The 1,174-nt window shown below is 73.1% G+C and carries 2 pseudogenes; both read right to left on the bottom strand.

What is annotated here, in order from left to right:
* A pseudogene (locus G6026_RS06695) lies at positions 1-718 on the bottom strand (MFS transporter); the annotation flags it as partial.
* Positions 715-1,174 (bottom strand): annotated as a pseudogene (locus tag G6026_RS06700) (TIGR02569 family protein); the annotation flags it as partial. The pseudogenes G6026_RS06695 and G6026_RS06700, both read right to left, overlap by 4 nt.

A 1,174-nucleotide genomic window follows, 5' to 3' on the forward strand; every position in this document is an offset into this window, starting at 1 on the left:
AGCGCCAGGGCCGGACCCGCCGTGCCGGGCCCGACCCGCCGACGACCGTGGTGGCCCGTGAGGGTCTGGCCGGCGCGGACCCGGCTGAGGTGGATCCGGCGGTGGCGGATCGGTCGGGGCCCGACCTACCCCGCAGGATCTCGATGATCCAGGGCACCGCCGCGACGATCGCGAGAACCGCCCACCAGCCTATGGACACCCGCCACCCGGCGAGCTCGTCGACGGGCACGGCGACCAGGGCGGGCACCACCGTTCCCAGTTGGAGGCCGGTGATGTACGCCATGCTCACGGCCGCCACGTGCCGGGGAAAGTACTTCTTGACCAGCGGCGGAGCCACCACGTTGCCGATACCCATCCCGGCGAGCGCGACGAGGGATCCCGCTCCCATCACCCATGGGTCGTGGGCGAAGGCCCGAAGGATCTGGCCGGCCGCGGCCGCCGTCATCGCCAGGACGGTCAGCACCTCCAGACCCGTCCGCCGGAGCACGACGGGGGTGAGGACACCCCAGAGGGCGAACATGGCCGTGGGCACCATCCCGAGCAGTCCCATGCCCCCGGCACCGAGACCGATCTCGGCGTCGATGACCCCCAACAGCGGGCTCAGGGACGTGACGGCGGTACGGAGATTGAGCGAGACCAGGACGACGCCGAGCAGGGCCACCACGGGAAAGGCGAGCGTGCCGGTGGGGGTGGCTGCTCGCGGGGAGCGACGGTTCATGCGTCCGGGTCGCCGATGTACTCCTCGACGGTCCGGGCCATGGCCTGCAGTCCGTCCATCGCGGCGGGGCGGGATCCCGGGTGTAGCGCGTGCACCGCCAGCCTGAAGACCGCCGCCCGAAGCACCATCTGCGGCCAGTCGTCGAGGTGGCGCCATCGCGGGAGCACCCCGGCGTCGACGGTCCCCCAGGAGAGGTGGTCGATCGCGACGACCGCCGCCGACCACGAGGCCGGGCGGGCGTACGGCACGACGTCCGTCAGCGCGGGCTCCTCCGACGAGTCGAACAGCAGTCCCCGTGCGAGGTCACCGTGCACCACCCCGGAGTCGGACGCCGGGTCGACCGGCCGGCGGAGTCGGATCAGCCCTGTCGCGCCGAGCAGCGCGGCCGCGCGGTGGGTGGCGAAGGGAGTTCCCCTGTCCTCCATTCCGGGGCCGAGATCGCGCTCCGGGTCGCCG

This window comes from Dietzia sp. DQ11-38-2 (genome assembly GCF_014145055.1).
In the GTDB taxonomy this organism is placed as follows: Bacteria; Actinomycetota; Actinomycetes; order Mycobacteriales; family Mycobacteriaceae; genus Dietzia.